This window comes from Nocardia sp. NPDC060220, from assembly GCF_042727815.1.
Taxonomy (GTDB): Bacteria; Actinomycetota; Actinomycetes; order Mycobacteriales; family Mycobacteriaceae; genus Nocardia.
The window spans coordinates 1-2,348 of sequence record NZ_JBHWZY010000983.1 but is presented as its reverse complement, the minus strand read 5'-3'; the positions used below and the strand labels follow the sequence as shown (position 1 = coordinate 2,348).

The window sequence follows — 2,348 nt, the reverse complement described above, 5'->3', positions numbered from 1 at the left end:
CGTCGTGCCGTCGATGCTCGACACCTTGGTCGCCGAGCAACTCCCCTCCTCGCTGCGCCGCGTCCTGGCCATCGGTGAGACTCTGCCGGTCGCACTGACCCGCCGATTCGCCACCGCTGCGCCGAACACCGCCCTGTTCAACGTCTACGGCCCGACCGAGGCCGCGGTCTCGATCACCTGCCACCGGGTGAGCGCCGCCGACGCGACCACCGTCGCGATCGGCACACCGGTCTGGAACAGCCAGGTCTACGTCCTGGACGCACGGCTACGCCCGGTCCCCGTCGGTGTCCCGGGCGAGCTGTACCTCGCGGGTACTCAGCTGGCCACCGGCTACCTGGGCCGTCCCGACCTCACCGCCGAACGCTTCGTCGCCAACCCGTTCCACGCGGGCACCCGCCTGTACCGCACCGGCGACCTGGCCGCCTGGCGCGCCGACGGCGAACTCGAATACCGCGGCCGCACCGACTTCCAGCTCAAGATCCGCGGCTTCCGCATCGAACTCCAGGAGATCGATGCGGTGCTGGCTTCCCATCCCGACGTCGGCTTCGCCGTCACCGTCGGTCGTGAGAACCAGGCCGGGGAAACAGTTCTGGTGTCCTATGTGGTGGCCTCGCACGGCCACGAGGCCGACGTGGACAGTGTCGCGCGATGGGCGGCCCAGGCACTGCCCACCCACATGATTCCGGCCACGATCACGGTGCTCGACGAAGTCCCCCTGTCCCACACCGGCAAACTCGACCGCGCCGCGCTGCCCGCGCCCGCACTCGTCACCCGCGCCTATCGGGCCCCGGACACGGCCATCGAACACACCGTCGCCGCAATCTTCGCCGATGTCCTGCGCCTGGACCGCGTCGGCATGGACGACCACTTCTTCGAACTCGGCGGCACCTCACTGAGCGCCACCCGCCTGTCGACCCAGCTGGGTGCCGCGACGGCCGCGACCGTCCCCGTCACCTGGATCTTCACCACCCCCACCCCGGCGGGCATCGTCGCGGCATTGCGCGCCGAGGGCACCGACAGCGCCGGCATCGATGCCGCTTTCGACGTCCTGCTGCCTTTGCGCACCGAAGGCACCGGCGAACCGCTGTTCTGCGTCCACCCCATCAGCGGTATCGCCTGGTCCTTCAGCGGCCTCGCAGCCCACCTCGACCGCCCGCTGTACGGTCTCCAGTCACCGGCGCTGAGTTCGAGCGAGCCGCTGCCGGATTCGATCGAGGAATGGGCGCTGCGCTACCTCAAGGAGATTCGCGCGGTGCAGGCCGAAGGTCCGTACCACCTGCTCGGCTGGTCCCTGGGCGGTGTCATCGCGCACGCCATGGCGGTGCAACTCCAGGAGGACGGCGAGCAGGTGGCGGTGCTGGCCATGCTGGACAGCACCCTGTCGTCGGCTTCGACGGCTGTCGCGACGACGGTGACCGCCGCCGACCTGCTCGGCGGATTCGCCGGCACCGAGCAGGTGGACCTCGCCGACCCTGTCGACATCCACCAGCTCGCCCGGACGCTGTTCGAGCGCTCCGCACCACAAGCCGCGGTCGACCCGTCCCGCATCGACCGGATCGTCGACGCGGCGACCACCTCGGTCGCCCTCGACGCCGCCTACCATCCCCGCCGTTTCGACGGCACCATCACCTATTTCACCGCGGCCCACAGTGATCCGACCGGAACCACCGGTGCGTCGTCCTGGTCCGAGGCGGTGACCGGCACCGTCGACAATCATGCGGTGGCCGCAACCCACTGGCGCATGACCGAAGACCACGCCCTCACCGTCATCGCCGACACGCTCCGCAAGGAACTGGGCTAGCCGAAACCGAGTGTGGCGCGGCGCTGTCGGCCTGGTAGCGTCGCGGTGTCCGTGACATCGCAGAAGGAGGTGAGACCCATCAACGCAGTAGTCCATGGGTGCTCCCGCCCAGCACGGTCGGCCGCCTGACGCCAAGGTCGCCGGGAGCGCCCCCACAAGGCACTCCCGAAGGGCACAATCATGCATTTCACCGCACACACATCGTCGAACGGTGTCGCCGAACGCCATTTCACCCTGGGTGAGATCACCGGCGTTCTCTGGTCTCGCGCAGCCGATTCCGGCACCATCGCCCCGGTGGTGCTGATGGGCCACGGCGGCGGTCAGCACAAGCAGGCACCGGGCATCGTGGCGCGTGCTCAGCATTTCGTCACCGCCTGCGGCTTCACCGTGGTCGCGATCGACGCTCCCGGCCACGGTGGTAGGCCACGAACTCCTACGGACGACGACCTCATTGCCGCGCTGCGGCATGCCCGAGCTGCGGACGAGCCCGTCGCACCGATCATCGTGGAATACAACGCTTCTCTGGCCGCGCGCGCCGTCCCCGAAT

At 69.1% G+C, this 2,348-nt stretch carries 2 protein-coding genes; both read left to right on the top strand.

Annotation, left to right across the window (positions count from 1 at the left end; genetic code table 11):
* A partial coding sequence (locus ACFWF3_RS32595) for a thioesterase domain-containing protein (protein WP_379317703.1) occupies positions 1–1,801 on the top strand: 1,801 nt, incomplete at its 5' end.
* A 180-nt stretch (positions 1,802–1,981) separates the two neighbouring features.
* Positions 1,982–2,348, top strand: a 367-nt coding sequence (locus ACFWF3_RS32590) for an alpha/beta hydrolase family protein (protein ID WP_379317701.1), incomplete at its 3' end; no start/stop codon positions are given.